Below are 18,837 nucleotides of genomic sequence, written 5' to 3'. Positions count from 1 at the left end.
AGCATGGGATGGACCTCTAAGTTATTTAAAAACAGTAAAGAAAAGGGAAACTTTTTCGAACTGCAAGCTGAACAATATTTAAAGAAACAAGGTTTAACACCGGTAACACGTAACTATAATTGCCGTTACGGTGAGCTCGACTTGATAATGAAAGACGGTAACACTTTAGTGTTTGTTGAAGTTAAATACCGCAAGTCAGAAGCGTTTGGCGGTGCAATTAACGCGTTATCACACGCTAAACAGCAAAAATTAACACGCACCTTGTTTTATTATTTGAAACAAAATAGGCTAGAGGATTGTCCATATAGAGTCGACTATGTCGCAATAAGCGGGCAGAACTCAGAACAATTTACTTGGATTAAAAGCGCATTTTAGTATGCAAGAACTCGTTAAAGAAATATACACAGAAAGCATTCAAGCTCAAATTGCCGCTGGTGAAGCATTACCTAGCGCTTTAGAAGCTGCGGCATTTACCATAGTGCAAAGCCTAATTAACGGCAATAAAGTACTGTGTTGCGGTGGCAGCAATAATCATATGTTAGCAGCGCATTTTGCCAATTTGCTAGTTAATTTTTATGAAACTGAGCGCCCGTGCTTGCCAGCAATTGCATTAAGCAACGAATTAACACACCTGTCGAGCTATGCCACAACCGATGCCAACGAAAGCTTTTCACGCCAAGTACGTGCCTACGGACAAAGCGGTGACTTGCTTGTGGTGATCACGGTAACTGGTAACGAGAAAGAAGTGATCAGCGCCGTTGAAGCTGCTCTAACCAAAGATATGCAAGTAATTGTATTAAGTGGTGATGATGGCGGCGAGCTGGCAGGACTATTAGGGCCAAACGATGTTGAAATACGCGTGCCCTCAAAAAGACCAAGCCGAATTATCGAATCTCACTTGTTTAATATCCATTGCTTAAGTGAGCTTATCGATTTAACCCTTTTTCCACAGGATGATAGTTAATGAAATTTAAATTAGCTGTTGTTGCATCTATTGTTCTTTTACAAGGGTGTAGCGCTGCCATTGTCGCTGGTACTGCAGGTGCAGTAACATCAGCAACCGATCGCCGCACGCTTGGCACGCAGATTGATGATAACAACCTTGAGATCAAAGCCACGCTGGCCTTAAAAGACGACGAGCAGTTAGCGAAATTTAGCAATATTATTGTGGTGAGCTTAAATGGCCGTGTATTACTGATTGGCCAAACACCAACCACAGAAATGCGCGCGAAAGCCGAAGCGATAGTAAAACCAATACGTGGCGTTGAAAAAATCCATAATCAGATTCGCATAGGTAATATCACAGGTGTTAGCACCAAAACACACGATACTTGGCTAACTTCAAAGGTTAAAACCATGTTGGTATCTGAAGAAAGTGTCAGTGCTAATGATATCAAAGTGATTACCGAAAACGGGGAAGTCTTTTTAATGGGACTCGTTACCGAACAAGAAGCTAATTTAGCAGCCGACGTTGCCCGTCATGTTTCGGGAGTCGAAAAAGTAATAAAAGTATTTGAATACCTTTAAGGCGCAGTTAGCGCCTTTTTTATTATAAAAATAAGAATAAAAACATGCGCCATTATTTAATTTTACCGTTACTGCTATTTGCAGTATTCACCCTACACGCCAAGCAGCATTTCGCAACTCCCTATAGCGAACGTGTTTATGTTACCCAAATCACCAAAGCATTTGCTGATGAAGTAAATCGAGAGTTAGGGCTTAACATTGTTTTTCATAGCGGCGAAAGCCTTTATAAGCACAATGAAATTTACCGCGCACTGCGCACAAACCAAATACAACTTGGTGAAATATTTATCGCGCGTTTGAGCAATCACGCCGCTATCTATCAACTCGACAACTTACCGTTTTTAGCCACAAATTTTAGCAGCGCTCAACAACTAGCTAACCAACAAGCCGTTGAATTACGCAGCCAATTTGCCGAGCACGGATTACACCTGTTATTTACCAACCCTTGGCCGCCACAGGGCTTATTTACTAGTAAAGCAATCAAAACTGCAAACGACCTAAGTGGCCTTAAGGTTAGAAGCTATAGTGCAATGACGGCAAAATTAGCAAACCACCTTAAAATGATCCCAACCGCCGTTTCAAGCGCTGAGATTGCACAGGCATTTGCTACCGGTATGATTGAAGCAATGATCACCTCGCCAGCGACGGGAGTTTCGAGCAGAGCATGGCAATTTAGTCGCTATTACACACCAATCAATGCATGGATCCCAAAAAATATGGTGCTAATGAACCATGCCTTGTATCAATCTTTAACCCCAACGCAAAAACAGAAACTGAAGCAAGTCGTGAACAAGTATCAGCAGCGCGCGTGGCAACAAGCTGAGCAGCAAACCACACAGATGACCAAGCTATTAGCGGATAACGGCATGATTATTTCGCCTGTGAGCGATAGTTTATCGCAGAGTTTAAAAATTGTTGGCGCTAACATGGCACAAGAATGGGCACTCAATGCAACGCAAAGCGAGTTACACGTATTGCAAAAATTTAAGGAGCAACAAAATGCTCAATAAATTAAATGCGTTCAACATGAAAGTGAGCATTTTACTCATCGTTGCGATTTTTTTGTTAGTGCTCAGCCAAATCGTATTACGTTTGTTTAATTTGTACATTCCGTCACTCAATGAAATATGCGGATATTTGCTGATCAGCAGCTTTTTCTTGGCGCTAGGCTATAGCTTTGAACAAGAGAAACATATTCGTGTGGCTCTGGTGTTTGAATTCGACAACCCTAATCTAAGTCATTACGCCCAAGTAGTTAGCTATTTAACAGCGACCTTAATTTGCACCTTTATTAGCTATGCATGTATTCAGCTAACGATCGACTCTTACCATTTTCATGAAGTGTCGAGCGGTGAGATTGCTATTTTAGAATGGCCCATTCAAGCTATTATGGCTTATGCCAGCTGCGTAACAACGATTACCATTGCATTTAAGGGATTGGAGGTACTACGTGGACATAGTTAGCCTTAGCGCTATTTTGGCGGTTATTTTTGCCGTTTTACTGTTAACAGGCGTATGGATTGGTTTTAGTTTAATCGGCGTTGCTTTGGTAGCACTTATTCTTAATAACAATTCGGCTATCGACCTGATATTTTCAGGCACTGCATTTGCGCATTTAACACCGTGGTCATTAATCGCTTTACCGCTATTTATTTGGATGGGCGAACTGCTATATAAAGCCAAAGTAGCCGATGACTTATTTAATGGTTTAAGCCCGATACTGGCAAAGTTACCGGGGGGACACTTGCACATTAATGTGTTTGGCTCTGGTATTTTTGCTGCGCTCTCAGGCTCTTCTGCGGCGACAGCCGCAACAATTGGCCGTATGACTATTCCAGAGCTAAAAAAACGCGGTTATAACGAGCAAGATATTTATGGCTCGCTTGCTGGCTCTGCTACTCTTGGGCTGCTAATTCCACCATCGATTATTTTGATTGTGTATGGCGTTGCTGCGGATATTTCCATTGCAGACCTATTTATTGCCGGCATTCTGCCCGGGTTAATTTTATTAGCGCTGTTTTCCACCTATATTGCGATTCGCAGCTACTTAAAACCGGTAGATAAAAGCCAACTCATTGCAAGCTCAGGTAATCCACTAACGTTACTTCCAATTATCTCGTTAATCACATTTGTTATTACTGCCATCTACTTCGGCTTTGCGACACCTAGTGAGTCGGCAGTGTTAGGTATCCTGGGTAGTTTTATTTTAATTAAAGCAAAAAAACGACTGACACTAGAGCTGGTTAAGCAAAGCTTAATTGATGCGGCGATGACCACAGCTATGATTTTACTAATTTTACTCGGTGCGAGTTTTGTTACCATCGCAATGGGCTTTTTGCAATTACCTGCAACACTTGCCACTTGGATAGCCAGTCTAGAACTTAGTAACTATCAACTGCTAATCTATTTAACCTTGGCATTTATTTTATTAGGGTTATTTTTAGATGGTATTTCGATTATTGTGCTGACCGCAGCCATACTCTTACCTATTGTAGAGCTAGCTGGCATCGATCTCATTTGGTTTGGTATTTACTTGGTTGTGGTGGTAGAAATATCGCAAATCACGCCGCCAATTGGCTTTAACTTGTTTGTTTTAAAGTCACTCACCAATGCCTCTTTGGCTCAGCTGGCAAAAGCCTGCTTACCGTATTTTTTGATTATGCTACTAATGCTTGGTTTATTAGTGATGTTTCCAGAGATTGTTACAAGATAGCAATATAGTAGGTTGTAAAATCGCAGGTTATAAAAAAACCGGCTATTGCCGGTTTTTTTTCGATTACTTAACCACTTTTAAATGAGAACCACGCTTTTTCGGTGGTTCATCATTACCATCACCCTCAGATGGTGTTTCTTGTGATTCAACCTCTGCTGGTTCTTCATATTCTGAAAAGTCTTCAGGGGTAAACACTGTACCTTCGCCATTTTCTCTTGCGTAAATAGCAAGTACGGCGCCAATTGGTACCACCACACGCATTGGTTGACCACCAAAACGTGCATTAAAGCTTACTTCATGATTATCCATATGAAACTGTGCAACCGCACTTGGGTTGATGTTCAACACAATTTGTCCGTCTTGCACAAACTGCATTGGCACAGTGACATTTGGAAATTCAGCATTCACCACTAAATGCGGCGTACATTGATTATCTACAATCCAATCAAAGAAAGCTCTCAGTAAATAAGGGCGATTAGAAGTCATTAAAGTCGAATCTCGCGCTCAGCTTCAGTTAATGATGCTTGGAACGACTCACGCTCAAATAAACGCATCATGTAGTCTTTAAGCTCTTTGCTACCTTGACCTGTAAGTTCAATACCGAACTCAGGTAAGCGCCATAGTAGTGGTGCTAGGTAACAATCAATTAAGCTAAACTCTTCGCTCATAAAGTAAGGCGCTTCACCAAAAATAGGTGCAATCGCTAATAAACCTTCTGTTAATTCACGACGTGACGCGTCAACATCAACACCTGCTTCAATTTTCTTAGCAAGGCTATACCAGTCGTTTTCGATGCGGTGCATCATTAAACGGCTGCGACCACGCATAACTGGGTATACAGGCATTAGTGGTGGGTGAGGAAAACGCTCGTCAAGGTATTCCATGATGATGTTTGCTTCGTATAAACCAAGCTCACGATCGATCAATGTTGGTACAGTGCCGTAAGGGTTAATTTCATGTAACGCTTCTGGCAAATTGTCCTTTTCTGCTAGGTGAATATCAACACTTACGCCTTTCTCTGCAAGTACGATACGCACTTGGTGGCTATACATACAGTTTTCACCAGAAAACAGTGTCATCACAGGGCGCTTATTGGCAGCTACAGCCATGCTTTCCTCCAGTATATTAAAAACAGCAATAGGGGCTTAAGCCCCTATTACAAATTTTGCGCTAAAAAGTGTGCAAATTAATGCACATCTCTCCAGTATTCTTTCTTCAGTAAGAACGCTAGGATAAACAGGATTACTAGGAAACCTAATACCTTATAACCGATCGCTTCTGACTGTAAACGTGTTGGTTCACCAACATACGCTAAGAAGTTAGTTAAGTCACGTACCGCTTGGTCGTACTCGTCATCGCTCATTTCGCCTGAACCATCAGTCGTAATTTCAACAACTTTCTTAACTTTAACGCCGTGTTCTTCAACTTCTTCGAAACGCGCAGTAGGTACACCTTGCAACTCTTGCAATACGTGTGGCATACCAACCGATGGGAATACAGTGTTGTTTACACCAAATGGACGACTTTCATCAACATAGAAAGACTTCAGGTAAGTGTAAATCCAATCTGCACCACGAACACGTGCTACTAACGTTAGATCTGGTGGCGCAGCACCAAACCATTTTGCAGCATCGTCTTGCTCGATTGCGTTAAGAATGTGGCTACCTACTTTTGAACCATCAAAAATAAGTTGCTCTTCGCCCACTTTAGTTGGAATACCGATATCACGGAATGTACGCTCATAACGCTGGTACTGCATTTGGTGACAACCTAAGCAGTAGTTCATGAACGTTTTAGCACCACGTTGTAACGATGCTTCGTCCGTTAGATCATGATTCGCTTCTAAAAGTGGAACCGACGGGCCTGCTGCCATTGTTAGTGAAGGCAACAAAGCGAATAAACCAATAATTAGCTTTTTCATCATTTCGTTAACCTCTCTGGCACTGGCTTAGTCTTTTCGTTTTTACTGTAGAAGAACAGTAATACGAAGAACATGAAGTAAGTTACAGTCGTAATTTGTGATAACACAGTTTTAAAGTCTGTTTGTGGTGTCGCACCAACCCAACCTAGGATGATGAAAGTAACAACAAACTGAGCAATGTTTAACTTGTGGAAGCCACAACGGTAACGAATTGATTTCACTTTACCACGGTCAATCCAAGGTAGTAACGCAAGCACAACAATTGATGCACCCATCGCGATTACACCTAGTAGCTTATCAGGGATAGCACGTAAGATTGCGTAGAATGGTGTGAAGTACCAAACAGGGAAAATATGCTCAGGCGTCTTCAACGGGTTTGCCGCTTCAAAGTTTGGCGCCTCTAGGAAGAAACCACCCATCTCTGGTGCAAAGAAAACAACCCAGCAGAACAAGATTAAGAAGCCAACCACACCCACAATATCTTTTACTGTGTAGTAAGGGTGGAACGGAATCGCGTCAACGATATCTTTCTTATCTGTGTAGTATTCATGGAACTTGAATTTAGCTTTATCTTCTTCAGCAACAGTGCCTTTCTTACGTTTGATTTCAACGCCGTCTGGGTTGTTTGAACCCACTTCGTGAAGTGCAATAATGTGTAAGAAAATTAAGATAACAAGTACTAATGGTAATGCAATTACGTGTAGTGCGAAGAAGCGGTTAAGCGTTGCACCTGAAATTACGTAGTCACCACGGATCCAAAGCGTTAAGTCATCACCAATTACCGGAATCGCACCGAATAGTGAAATGATTACCTGCGCACCCCAGAAAGACATTTGTCCCCAAGGTAGTAAGTAACCCATAAATGCTTCAGCCATTAGCGCTAGGAAGATAAACATACCGAATAACCACAGTAGTTCACGTGGTTTTTGGTAAGAACCGTAGATCATGCCACGGAACATGTGCAGGTATACAACAACGAAGAATGCAGAAGCACCCGTTGAGTGTAAATAACGCAGTAACCAGCCGTATTCAACATCACGCATGATGTATTCAACTGATGCAAATGCACCTTCAGCTGATGGTACGAAGTTCATTGTTAACCAAATACCCGTTACGATTTGGTTAACAAGTACTAACATGGCTAATGAGCCAAAGAAGTACCAGAAGTTAAAGTTTTTCGGCGCAGGATATTGAGCAATGTGCATATTCCATACGCGTGTCATCGGAATACGTTGATCAATCCAATCGATAATATTTGCAAACATTACGCAGCCCCTTCTTCCACACCAACAATAATAGTGGTGTCATCAATGAATGAGTAAGGAGGGATTTCTAGGTTTAATGGCGCTGGTACAGCTTGGAAAACACGGCCAGCCATATCAAACTTAGAACCATGACAAGGACAGAAGAAACCATCTTCAGTACCTTCAACCTTTTCACCAAAACCACCGTTAAGGAAAGTTGGTGAACAACCCAGGTGAGTACAAATACCAACAGCAACAAAGATATTCTCTTTTTGCGAACGGTACGCATTTTTTGCGAACTCAGGTTGTTGTGGCTCTTCAGAATTAGGATCACGAAGTTGACCTTCGTGAGCTTTCATCTGCTCAAGCATTTTTGGTGTACGATTGATAACCCAAACAGGCTTACCTCGCCACTCAACACGAATTAATTGTCCTGGCTCAAGCTTCGAGATATCAACTTCTACAGGCGCGCCTGCAGATTTTGCTCTCTCACTTGGGTTCCAAGACGCGATAAAAGGAACAGCAGCCCCTACAGCTCCCACACCACCAACAACAGAAGTTGCGATAGTTAGAAAGCGACGGCGGCTATTGTCTACTGGCGCATTGCTCATCCACTCATCTCCACTATGATTCTCAACACTTGCCATATTGAGAACATCAGTTACAGCAGTTTAAATTTTGACTTTACAAAATAGGTGCGATCATAAATAAAAGCCTTGATTAAAACAAGGTTATACCGGTCTTCAAGCACAATTAAATTGTATTTTAGTTCGATTTATTTGAAATCACGAACACACAGCCTAAAACTGTGAAAATTCTGTGCTTTTACAGAGCTTACCCAAAATTGAGTGAGCGTGTCCTGATAGAGATCAAAACTCCGTAGAAGTGTGCGTGAAATTCAAAGTAATTAGTCGCTAAATTATGCTTTTCGAGCCACATTTGATGCATGCCAGAGTATAGCAACCTGCGGGAGGATTAACCAATGAAATAAGCGAGGAAATTCCTCGCTTTAGACTAATTTGTGACTAAAATGTGAAACTAAAACCAACTGACGGGCGCATTTCAAAGTCATCGCTCTGTTCTTGCAAAATCAAATCATCGGTCGACTTCACCTTAGCGTAATCAAGGTCGATATACGCAGTATTGTCTTTAGCGTATAAATTCATTACTTCTAAAATCAGCAAGGCATTGAGTCCAAAGAAATCCGTTTTGCGTTCAAAGCGTAAATCTAAACGGTGATAAGCATCAAAACGCTCAGAAAATGGTTCACCGTATTCCGGTAAAAAATTCCCCTCAAATTCAGGGTTTTCACGCACACCTACAATAGGCGTGTAAGATTGACCACTGCGCGCTGTGAAGTTAAAGCCACCATTCCAGCGTTCGCTAATTTGGTAGTTAAACACCATATTAAACACAAGCGGTGTGTCGGCATAGTAGTCACGAGTGATATCACGGCGCTCATCAGTACGTTCACTTTTACCGTAACTTAAACTCATCCAGCCGTACCAACGATCGGTTTTGTTTTTATTAATCAGTAAATCAATACCATAAGCTCTACCCGTAACATCATTGCTATAACGTAAATGCTGATCCACATCGTTTTCAGTCAGTGCTAATGGTAAGTCATCCATGGTTTTGTAATAGGTTTCAATTGACCAACTCCAATCATCCGCCAAAAACTGCTGATAACCAACAACCGACTGATTTGCTGTTTGCGACTTTAAGTTGGGGTTACCTGTGTCTTCTAAGATCGTACCAATATCTTGCAGGCGATTGTAACTGCCATATTTAACCCACACTGATTGATCTTGATTAATGTGGTAGGTCAATCCTAAACGCGGGTGAGTAAACGACTCATCGCTGTAATCATTTTTTTGATGTTGTACGCCAATGTCGGCAATTAGCGAGTCGGTTATCGTGTATTGATAATTTGCACCAACAAAATAACTACCGATATCCACCTCTCTTTTCCCTGTTATGCGCTCTCCTTTAGCAAGCTCGCAATCTGGATCTAATTCAGTACACACGTACAAAAAAGTATCATATTCATAGCTTATCGTTTTATCAAAATAAGCAGCGTCAAATGTAAGTAAGTCATCACCCACCACATTTACACTTACACGCCCTTTGTAGGTAAGTAGTTCTTCTTTTTCTTCTTCAAAATACCCTTTGGGTGTTAACTTGCTGCGGCCATAATCTAATCGGCCCGAATGTGTTAACGAGCCAATCCCCACTTTTGCTTGATAACCTTTACCATAATGATCCCAAATAACATTTTGGCTATCGAAGGAACGCGCAAAATCTGCATCGCCTTGAAAATCAGGATTCTTAAGTGATAAATCCGCGCGTTCACTAAAACTTGCTGCCGCACTGTCTTCTGCGCCAGTAAACAACACACTTAACACATTGTTGTTATTAATATCCCAAACAAATTTACTCTGGTAATCATAGTCATCGGGAGCATCGTTTATTGTAATGCCTGTGTTTTCGCCATCTTCGTCTTCAATTTCCTCACCCTCTGAGAAAAACAACGGAAGCGTACTTTTTCGCCCAGAAAGATAAAATGAAATATCGTCGGTGATTGCACCTTCAACAAAAACCCCCGCTTTAAACATAGTAAAATCAAGCGTGGTTTTAATATCCTGATTTTTTGGGTTGCGCAGTGTGACATCAAATACAGCGCCTGTTGCATCACTAAAGCTAGTGCCATAACCAGCAGAATAAAGGCGAAAATCTTGCACTAAGTACTTGTTAAAAATCGAGCTGCCAAAGTCATGGAAAATATAGCCAGCAGGCATAAAGTCGACTTCAAAGTAATTATCATCTGGCGACGAACCACGTACAGCGGGTTCACCCATTGAGCCTCCAGCCGCTACTACACCAGGCAATGCATATACAGCTAGCAAAGGATCGCCCAAAGCACCCGGCATATTAATCAGCTTTTCAGCATCTTCGGTAATTTCAGTAAGTACACTTGAACGCTTCGATACTACTTGAATACGTTCAATTTCTTCGCCTTTAGCTTGTTCAGCCAAGGCACTAGTAGCAAATACGCTCGTCACAGCCAGCGCGACTAAAGAGATCGGTTTAAATGAAGTCATATCACTTCCTTGATACGGATTAGTTGAGTAAGAAGTTAACGCGGGAAATAATACCCATACTCTCTGTAAGTGACTGTGGGAAAATGTTGAGAAATGTAGGGTGCCGTAACAAAGCCTTTAAATAGTAACTTTTAATAACAGTAACTCGCTGACAAACATAAATTTTAGGCAATAAAAAACCCGAGTATAAACCCGGGTTTTGTAATTCTTGTAAACGTAAAAAATTAACGTTTTGAGAATTGAGTGTTCTTACGTGCTTTCTTAAGACCTACTTTCTTACGCTCAACTTTACGAGCGTCGCGAGTAACGAAGCCAGCTTTACGAAGTGAAGAACGAAGAGACTCGTCAAACTCCATAAGCGCACGAGTAATACCGTGACGGATAGCACCCGCTTGACCAGTAGAACCACCACCTTCAACAGTGATGTAAAGGTCAAACTTTTCAGTCATTTCAACTAGCTCTAGTGGCTGACGAACAACCATGCGAGAAGTTTCGCGACCGAAGTATTCTTCGATAGAACGTTGATTGATTACGATGTTGCCAGTACCTGGGCGTAAGAATACGCGAGCACTTGAACTTTTACGACGACCTGTACCGTAGTATTGATTTGCCATGAGTTATGCTCCTTAAATGTCCAGTACTTGAGGCTGTTGAGCAACGTGTGCGTGCTCTGAACCTGCGTATACTTTTAGTTTACGGTACATTTCACGACCTAGAGGGCCTTTTGGTAACATACCTTTAACTGCTTTTTCGATGATCATTTCAGGCTTTTTAGCTTGAAGCTTATCGAAAGTGATAGACTTAAGACCACCTGGGAAACCAGTGTGAGCATAGTACATTTTATCAGTCGTTTTGTTACCTGTTACAGTAACTTTCTCAGCGTTAATAACGATGATGTAATCACCAGTATCTACGTGAGGAGTATATTCAGCTTTATGCTTACCGCGTAGACGGCGAGCGATTTCAGTAGCGATACGACCTAAAGTTTTGCCTTCAGCGTCAACTACGTACCAGTCACGTTTTACAGATTCTGGCTTAGCAACAAACGTTTTCATTTATTAAAAATCCAATGTTTACAATTTAAAAACCACAAGCAGAAAAATTTCTGCTGCTCTATTACACTTGCTTCAACCCCTTCGAGCTCAAGACTTAAAACCCTCAGCTGTGGCTAAACTAACCGAGGTAGAACGGTAAGTGGCGGACGCGGAGTATAGCAAGAGCTGGATAGTTTTTCTACTAATAATTTGAGGAAAATAAAGGTTTTTGGCTACTAGCATGGGGTTTGGTAGGATTTTGAAAGATTGAACAAAACCTCAGCATTTACTTCCTTGTATTTTAATAAACCCCATCCATGGGGCTCATGTCACTTTTCTTTATTGCAAGGTCCCTCTTTACATCTAAAGACTGCCTACGGCATTCTAATTTGCTCCCGACAAATTAGTGCTTCGCCAAAGATAAAGTAACCACAAATTTATAGGGAATAAATTTGAACAGCGAAGCTGGCCCGTAGGGCGAAATATAGGGATGTATTTAGTAAAAGAAACGCGACCGTACAATCAAACTTAGTCCTCAAAGCAGCTTTTAATTTAAAGATAAACGTCATAAATCGATATCCCTATCTCAGTATGACTTACTCGATACGCTCCGCTTCCTGTCTCGTATTATCAATTAAAACCCACTTATCGGGTTTGATTGAAACGGAATGACTAGCCGAAATTAGTTGGTTTAAAAACGCTATTCCCCTATGCCTCAGCATGGCTTGCTCGACCGCTTCGCGCCTTGTCTCGCATTAACCATTTAAATTTCTTTCTCAGGTTTGATTAGGGGGAAGGGCTCCCATCGCGATTTATGACCTTGATAAAATAGTATTAACCCATAAATTTGATTACAGCTAACAAAGAAATGTTTATGAAATCAATTGTCTTATTAATCACCTTTTTTTTAACTTTCAATGTGTTTGGCAAAGAATTGCCAGCCAAGTTCGATAACCAGTTAATTTATTTAACCCCACTTTAGATAGCGGTGAAGAAATTACTTTTTTTACCGATACAGGCGGTGGCTTCAATGCCATTGCAAAAGACTTTCACACTAAATATAAGTGGCCAACGATTACAGAAAAAGAAGGCAATGAGACCTTACTTCTTACACCTATGCCGAATTATAAATTGAGTAAAGGAATTCCTTTAGGTGGCTTAAATAACTTTATGAAAGGAAACTTATTCCTAGTGAATCGCGAAGAAATTGACGGTAAAGATGGCTTTTTAGGTGGTCGCTGGCATGCTGAAAAAGTCATTGGGTTTAATTATCTCAATCGCACAATGGCTGTTTATACTGAAATACAATCTCTAAACATTAAGTCTTTTACAAAGATAGAATTAGGATTTCAAAAAGACAGTTCAGGTAATTATACAACCGCCTTTCCAAGTATCGAGATAACCGTAGATAACGAGATCATTCCTATGTTATTTGATACAGGCGCAACGGCACACCTTTCAAATAACGCTCAGAAAACACTGAACACCAAAGCTCAAAAAATTGGCACATCTTTTATTAGCGCATCAACATTTGAAAGGTGGCGACAATCTAACCCTCAATGGCTTGTAATCGAAAACGGCGACCTACTAGCAGGGGAATCCATGATCCAAGTTCCAAAGCTTTCAATAGCTGGTAAAACTATTGGTCCTGTTTGGTTTACGCGACGTCAAGATCACAACTTCCATAGTTATATGTCGTCAATGATGGACAGAAAAATCGATGGCGCTATTGGTGGCTCACTTCTCAAATATCTGCATGTAATTGTCGATTACCCAAACGAAGTTGCATATATCAAAACAAATTAAATGGTACCGAGCATGACTAAAGCCAAGCTTTTCAATATGCGAACTTCATTCAAGGGCTTCAACTTCCCCTTAAATCAAACCCAAGTGGGGTTATTTTATTGCTAATGTGAGACAGGAAGCGTAGCGAGTCGAACAAGTCATACTGAGATAGGGATATCGATTTATGACGTTTAGCTTTGAATAAAATAATTTCGCTTGGAAAAAGTTTGATTTCGGGGGGGCTTTTTCTTGGTTCGTTCTTTTTGGCCGCTTAAAAAGAAAGAACGAGTGCGCCATGGATGGCGCAAGATAATTACAGGGAAGTAAATTCAAAAACAAACCCTACCGCTACGACTAAACGCTTACTTCTACTAAAACCTAACTTCCCCTACAATCGAATGCTCACCCAGCAACCTCCCCTGTATTGCTACTAACATAAAATAATCACCATAAGAAAAAGATCATGTATTTAAAATCACTGCTTACAGCAATACTATTTTCAAGCTCTGCGCTTTACGAGGCACACACACTCGATGCGAAACAATGGCGTTACGCTGTAGACCCGCATGGCAGTACTGCGAGTTATGAAAAGCCCTTAGTTAAAGAAGAGTATGTGGGTATAGCGTTCAACCGTGTACCTCGCGTTGATGCTCAGAATAATTCGTGGGTAGAGTTAATTTACGATCTGCCTAAAAAATCATTAAACGGCATTAATAGTATTGAGCTCACTTATCAAAGTGATAAACCGCTTGTGGTTAAGTTATCGCAGAAAGATTATGGTGGAAAAGGTGATAAAAGCTATGCACACTATCAAGCGCTTTTACCAAGCGCTAATCAATGGCAAACGCACACGTTAACCTTAGATAATTTCAACCGCCCAGATTGGACGCCAAGCTGGTCAAAGGATAAAGGCATTTTAAAAGCCAATGTTTCTGCACTTTATTTTGTGCCAAATATAACCGATGAGAAAGGCGGCAACGCCTGGATAAAAATAAAAAACGTAAAGTTGAATCAAGAATAAAAAGTATTGAGAAACGAGATCGTCAGATCTCGCTTCTTTTTGGAGATTAAGCTAAGTGCTCGCGCCCTAAATACTCTAAGCTTTGCATTTCTTGTAAGCGGCTAATACAGCGTTTAAATTCAAAGTCTAAAATACCGCCAGTATAAAGCTCTTCTAATGGTGCGATGGCAGAAATAATTAAGGTAACATTACGCTCGTAAAACTCATCGACTAATGCAATAAAGCGGCGCGCTGCATCATCATTTGCATGCTCTGAGCCCATGTATTTTACGTTTGAAAGTAGCACAGTATGATAAATGCGGCTTAACTCCATGTAATCTACTTGGCTGCGCGCAGTTTCACACAACTCCTTAAACTCAAACATCACTATGCTGTCAGCTTCTTTGCGCGTCGTAAGGTTACGTCCCTCAATTTCAATCACCTTATCCAAGCAACCGGCTTCAGGCGATAATTTATCGAAGTACTCAAATAAATTTTTATCTGCCTGCGCATCTAACGGGCTGTGATAAATTTCTGCTTGCTCAAGCGTACGCAAACGGTAATCAATGCCCGAATCAACATTAACCACCTCAGTATTCGCATTAACTAAATCAATTGCTGGCAGAAAGCGTGCACGCTGTAAACCATTGCGATAGAGCTCATCAGGCACAATATTGGATGTAGCAACGAGTACTATGCCGCGCTTAAACAGCTCTTGCATTAAACCGCCCAATAGCATGGCGTCGGTAATATCTTGCACAAAAAACTCATCAAAGCAGATGATATCCGCTTCGCTTTTAAATTTATCAGCAACTTTTTCAAGCGGATCTTTTACGTCTGTTAGCTGCTTTAATTCATCATGTACACGGTGCATAAAACGGTGAAAGTGCACTCGCATTTTACGCTCAAACGGCAGCGAATCAAAAAACGTGTCAACCAAATAAGTCTTACCACGCCCAACCCCGCCCCAAAAATACAGGCCTTTGATCGGCTTTACTTCTTGTTTTGAAAAAAGGCTGGCAAAAAAGCCTTTTTTAGCCGGTGGCTGTGCAGTTAAATCGTCGTACAAACGTTGCAAATGACGCACTGCATTTTCCTGCGCAGCATCATGGTGGAAGTCATCGCGAGTTAAATCTTGTTGATATTTTTGCCAAGGGGTCATGATAAATACAAAGCGTTACTGAAATTTTGATGTAAAATATTAACACGAGCGCAATCAAAGCGTATATTTAAACTATCTATTTTGAAAAATTATAAGGCTTAATAGTATGAGTACAGCCATTTGGATCACCCTATTAGTAGTCACTGCCGTTGCTAGCTTTTTTATCGGAAGCCTAATTACCAAACGTCAATACGAACATGATGAGCTCGAAAAAGAAGTAGAAAAAGCACAAGGTGACCTTGAGCAATTTAAACAAGATGTGGCCGACCACGTTGCTCACACCAATAAACTTGTTAATAAAATGCAAGACAGCTACGTGCAGCTAGTTAAGCATATGGAAGAAACTAACAAGTTATTAGTTGCTGAAAAAAACGTAGAAGTCGTGCCTTTCTTCTCACAAGAAGCGACCGAGATTTTGTCTGAGACACGTAATAACGACAAAACTCGCTCTGAGTTATTAGCACGAAACGCTGAATTACAAGCAGCACCAGCCGACTTTGTCACTGGCGAATCGGGCATTTTTAGAGGTAACAGCTCAGAAAACAAGCAAACAGAAAGTGCTTAATCGCATCTTGATGAACTTTTTTTTGACCCCATAGTCATTATAAGTAACTGGCTGGTTTGCCGCTAACAACAAAAAGCAAATCAGCTACCCTTTTGATTTAAGGAGCGTTATTTTGACTATGAAAACTAAATTTACCGTTTTAAGTGCAGCAATACTATCTGCAACTCTTTTAGTTTCACCGGCAATTAGCCATGCAAAATTACCTGTTTCGGTTAACGGACAACAACTGCCAACGCTAGCGCCTATGCTAGAACGCGTAACCCCGGGTGTTGTAAGTATTCGCGTCTCTGGTTCAAAACAAGTACGCCAACGCGTTGACCCGTTTGATTTCTTTTTTGGTAACCCGCAGCGCCAACCCCGCGCCGAAAAACGCCCGTTTAGTGGCTTAGGCTCTGGCGTAATTATCGACGCAAAAGACGGTCATATTGTTACTAATAACCATGTTATTCAAGACGCTGAAAAAATTATTGTAACCTTACAAGATGGCCGTGAATTTGAAGCCAAGTTAGTTGGTAGCGATCCTCAGTCTGATATCGCATTACTTGAAGTAGAAGGCGATGATTTAACTGAAGTAAAACTGGCTGATTCAGACGAGCTACGTGTCGGTGATTTTTCAGTGGCGATTGGTAACCCATTTGGGCTAAGCCATACAGTAACTTCAGGCATAGTAAGTGCGCTTGGTCGCTCGGGCTTAAACATTGAAGGTTACGAAGACTTTATTCAAACCGATGCGGCAATTAACCAAGGCAACTCTGGCGGTGCACTGGTAAATTTAAACGGTCAACTAATCGGTATTAACACTGCAATTTTAGGCGCTTCTGGCGGTAACGTTGGTATTGGTTTTGCGATTCCATCAAACATGATGAAAAGTCTTGTAGACCAAATTTTAGAGTTCGGTGAAGTTCGCCGCGGTAGCTTAGGTATTCGCGGTGGTGATGTGAATGCAGGCGTAGCGGAAGCATTTGACCTAGAAACAAAACAGGGCGCTTTCGTAAACGCGGTTGATGAAGATAGCCCTGCTGAAAAAGCAGGTTTAAAGGTGAATGACGTAATCACCAGTATCGATGGTAAGAAAATCCATAGTTTCTTAGAGCTACGCAGTAAAATCGCAACCGCTGGCGAAGGTAAAACGGTTAAGTTGGGAATTATTCGTGACGGTAAGAGCAAAACCGTTAAGGTTAAACTTGGCGGGATTTCAGATGTTGCAACCTCTGCAGATAAACTACATCGCAATTTAACAGGTGCAACGCTAGAGGCCGGTGAAACGAGCGATGGTAAAGAAGGTGTGTTGGTTAAATCGATTGATTCTAACCGTGCACCAGCTGCACGCGTAGGATTAGAGGAAGGCGATGTAATCTTAATGGTTAACCGCACCCGTGTAGATTCTGTGCGCGACTTAACCAAGGCAGTTGAAGATGTACAAGGTTATATTTTCCTACGAGTTCAACGTGGTTCTCGTATTTTTAACGTACAAATTCAGTAATCTCTGCGGTTCAAAAAATCATACAACTTGCTAATCCAAACGCCCAAAGTAATTTGGGCGTTTTTTATGGATTAGTGTTAAAACCTGCAACTTGCCGAATAGTCATATTCTTGCCACAATAAACACCCTTTGAAAATAATAATTAACGGCGCAGCGTGTTAAAGAAGCTACAGTTTTTGCTCACCCCTATTTTGTTAGGACTTGGTTTTGCCTTTATCTACCTATTGGTATTTTCACCAGAGTTATTGCGTGAACAGCTTTCAACAAATAAAGCGCCACTTAATGCTAGTCATTTAAGCTTTGCTAACGCGGTAAAAGCCGCATCGCCTGCTGTTGTGAACATATATTCAGAATCAGTTAGCAATCGCCCTCGCAGCCTGCGTCCATCAACGCCTGTAAGAGAGCTTGGCTCTGGCATTATCATGTCCAAAAAAGGCTATATTCTCACTAACTATCACGTTATTAATAACGCGGACCAAATTTTAGTTGTACTAAACGATGGCCGACAATTTACTGATGTACAGCTTATTGGTTTTGACGTGCCTACGGATTTGGCATTATTAAAAATAACCGCTGAACATCTACCGGAAATCCCAACCAATAACGACTTTGTTCCACAAGTGGGCGACGTTATTTTAGCAATTGGTAATCCATTAAACTTAGGTCAAACAATTACGCAAGGCATTATTAGTGCCACCGATAAAACTAATATTGCGCAAACCCGCCATACCCGCTTTTTACAAATGGATGCCGCGGTTAATACCGGTAATTCGGGTGGCGCAGTGATTAATACTAACGGTACGCTAGTGGGCATTACCTCAGCTAAGTTTAAGCATGCACGCAATTTAGAAGTGCAAGGTATTTTCTTTGCTGTGCCCTACTCGCTTGCCAAAGAAGTGATGGATAAAATCATCAAGTATGGCCGTGTTATTCGTGGCTATATTGGCTTTGATGCCGATCCTGTAGACAGTTCAGGTCGTTTTGTGAGAAACAATCACACTCCTGTATATGGCATGCGCATTGCTCGCCTTGACCCGTTAGGCCCTGCATGGCAAGCCGGCTTTGAACTCAACGATATCGTGACAAAAATCGACGGTAAAAAAGTCGTGAATACCAATACAACATTGGAATTAGTAACGAACACACCTCCAGGTAGCGTATTAAACTTTACAATTATTCGTGAAGGTAAAGTTATTGAAGTGCCAGTCACTGTTGGTGAGTTACAGTTCTAAAATCGTGACTCTATAAACAAAAAGGCCGCATATGCGGCCTTTTTTGATTCTTCAATAATCTAGGTTATTA

General features: G+C 41.3%; 20 protein-coding genes. 11 read left to right on the top strand and 9 right to left on the bottom strand.

All coding sequences use genetic code 11. The annotated features are described in order from the left end of the window. Window positions 1–3: 3 nt before the first annotated feature. Genes C2M30_RS21130 through C2M30_RS21105 form a run of 6 tightly spaced genes read left to right on the top strand, consistent with a single transcriptional unit; the run spans window position 4 to window position 4,240 of the window. The gene (locus C2M30_RS21130) at window positions 4–375 is read left to right on the top strand and encodes a YraN family protein (protein ID WP_010561603.1); all 372 of its coding nucleotides are present in this window, start codon (window positions 4–6) and stop codon (window positions 373–375) included. A 1-nt stretch (window position 376) separates the two neighbouring features. Continuing rightward, the gene (locus C2M30_RS21125; protein ID WP_010561602.1) at window positions 377–964 is read left to right on the top strand and encodes an SIS domain-containing protein; all 588 of its coding nucleotides are present in this window, start codon (window positions 377–379) and stop codon (window positions 962–964) included. Continuing rightward, the gene (gene dolP, locus C2M30_RS21120) at window positions 964–1,527 is read left to right on the top strand and encodes a division/outer membrane stress-associated lipid-binding lipoprotein (RefSeq protein WP_010561601.1); all 564 of its coding nucleotides are present in this window, start codon (window positions 964–966) and stop codon (window positions 1,525–1,527) included. Before C2M30_RS21125 ends, dolP begins: the two co-directional genes overlap by 1 nt. Window positions 1,528–1,571: 44 nt before the next feature. Beyond that, window positions 1,572–2,537: a TRAP transporter substrate-binding protein gene (locus C2M30_RS21115; RefSeq protein WP_105173209.1), complete on the top strand. Its 966-nt coding sequence runs from the start codon at window positions 1,572–1,574 to the stop codon at window positions 2,535–2,537. Next, a complete protein-coding gene (locus C2M30_RS21110; protein ID WP_158683613.1) occupies window positions 2,527–2,991 on the top strand; it encodes a TRAP transporter small permease in 465 nt (154 codons plus the stop codon). Before C2M30_RS21115 ends, C2M30_RS21110 begins: the two co-directional genes overlap by 11 nt. Then, window positions 2,978–4,240 carry a TRAP transporter large permease gene (locus C2M30_RS21105; RefSeq protein WP_105173207.1) on the top strand — a complete coding sequence of 421 codons (1,263 nt, stop codon included), beginning with the start codon at window positions 2,978–2,980 and terminating at the stop codon, window positions 4,238–4,240. The genes C2M30_RS21110 and C2M30_RS21105 overlap by 14 nt, the downstream gene beginning before the upstream one ends. A gap of 63 nt (window positions 4,241–4,303) precedes the next feature. Here the strand turns inward: C2M30_RS21105 and C2M30_RS21100 are convergent, their stop codons facing one another. The 8 genes from C2M30_RS21100 to rplM form a co-directional block, all read right to left on the bottom strand. Further along, window positions 4,304–4,726: a ClpXP protease specificity-enhancing factor gene (locus C2M30_RS21100; protein WP_010561597.1), complete on the bottom strand. Its 423-nt coding sequence runs from the start codon at window positions 4,724–4,726 to the stop codon at window positions 4,304–4,306. Next, a complete protein-coding gene (gene sspA / locus C2M30_RS21095; protein ID WP_010561596.1) occupies window positions 4,726–5,349 on the bottom strand; it encodes a stringent starvation protein SspA in 624 nt (207 codons plus the stop codon). The genes C2M30_RS21100 and sspA overlap by 1 nt, the downstream gene beginning before the upstream one ends. A gap of 77 nt (window positions 5,350–5,426) precedes the next feature. After that, complete coding sequence (locus C2M30_RS21090; RefSeq protein WP_105173206.1) at window positions 5,427–6,164, bottom strand: cytochrome c1; 738 nt, start codon at window positions 6,162–6,164, stop codon at window positions 5,427–5,429. Next, complete coding sequence (locus C2M30_RS21085) at window positions 6,161–7,426, bottom strand: cytochrome b (RefSeq protein ID WP_100914266.1); 1,266 nt, start codon at window positions 7,424–7,426, stop codon at window positions 6,161–6,163. The genes C2M30_RS21090 and C2M30_RS21085 overlap by 4 nt, the downstream gene beginning before the upstream one ends. After that, the gene (gene petA / locus C2M30_RS21080) at window positions 7,426–8,016 is read right to left on the bottom strand and encodes a ubiquinol-cytochrome c reductase iron-sulfur subunit (RefSeq protein ID WP_100914267.1); all 591 of its coding nucleotides are present in this window, start codon (window positions 8,014–8,016) and stop codon (window positions 7,426–7,428) included. The genes C2M30_RS21085 and petA overlap by 1 nt, the downstream gene beginning before the upstream one ends. Window positions 8,017–8,430: 414 nt before the next feature. Next, window positions 8,431–10,506, bottom strand: coding sequence for a TonB-dependent receptor plug domain-containing protein (locus C2M30_RS21075; RefSeq protein WP_105173205.1), 2,076 nt, complete (start codon window positions 10,504–10,506; stop codon window positions 8,431–8,433). A gap of 224 nt (window positions 10,507–10,730) precedes the next feature. Beyond that, complete coding sequence (rpsI, locus tag C2M30_RS21070) at window positions 10,731–11,120, bottom strand: 30S ribosomal protein S9 (RefSeq protein WP_010561591.1); 390 nt, start codon at window positions 11,118–11,120, stop codon at window positions 10,731–10,733. Between the two features lie 12 nt (window positions 11,121–11,132). Then, entirely contained in the window at window positions 11,133–11,561 is a 429-nt protein-coding gene (gene rplM / locus C2M30_RS21065; protein ID WP_010561590.1) for a 50S ribosomal protein L13, read from the bottom strand. 1,110 nt (window positions 11,562–12,671) lie between these two features. Here rplM and C2M30_RS21060 point away from each other — a divergent pair. Further along, entirely contained in the window at window positions 12,672–13,346 is a 675-nt protein-coding gene (locus tag C2M30_RS21060) for a hypothetical protein (protein WP_234004812.1), read from the top strand. 442 nt (window positions 13,347–13,788) lie between these two features. Then, window positions 13,789–14,346 carry a hypothetical protein gene (locus C2M30_RS21055; protein ID WP_105173204.1) on the top strand — a complete coding sequence of 186 codons (558 nt, stop codon included), beginning with the start codon at window positions 13,789–13,791 and terminating at the stop codon, window positions 14,344–14,346. A 46-nt stretch (window positions 14,347–14,392) separates the two neighbouring features. Here C2M30_RS21055 and zapE read toward each other — a convergent pair whose 3' ends face one another. Continuing rightward, window positions 14,393–15,487 (bottom strand): cell division protein ZapE, encoded by a 1,095-nt coding sequence (gene zapE, locus C2M30_RS21050; RefSeq protein ID WP_105173203.1) that lies wholly within the window; start codon window positions 15,485–15,487, stop codon window positions 14,393–14,395. Between the two features lie 106 nt (window positions 15,488–15,593). Between zapE and C2M30_RS21045 the strand changes: the two genes are divergently transcribed. From C2M30_RS21045 to C2M30_RS21035, 3 genes are all read left to right on the top strand, one after another. Then, entirely contained in the window at window positions 15,594–16,052 is a 459-nt protein-coding gene (locus tag C2M30_RS21045) for a ZapG family protein (protein ID WP_054978160.1), read from the top strand. Window positions 16,053–16,170: 118 nt separating this feature from the next. After that, complete coding sequence (locus C2M30_RS21040; protein WP_105173202.1) at window positions 16,171–17,535, top strand: DegQ family serine endoprotease; 1,365 nt, start codon at window positions 16,171–16,173, stop codon at window positions 17,533–17,535. A 155-nt stretch (window positions 17,536–17,690) separates the two neighbouring features. Further along, on the top strand, window positions 17,691–18,767 hold the full coding sequence (locus C2M30_RS21035; RefSeq protein WP_100914273.1) for a trypsin-like peptidase domain-containing protein: 1,077 nt from the start codon (window positions 17,691–17,693) through the stop codon (window positions 18,765–18,767). Window positions 18,768–18,837: the final 70 nt, after the last annotated feature.

It is taken from the genome of Pseudoalteromonas sp. T1lg24, from assembly GCF_002964745.1.
GTDB lineage: Bacteria > Pseudomonadota > Gammaproteobacteria > Enterobacterales > Alteromonadaceae > Pseudoalteromonas > Pseudoalteromonas spongiae.
Note: the sequence above shows the minus strand (reverse complement) of the source record. Positions and strands in the feature narration are given on the sequence as shown.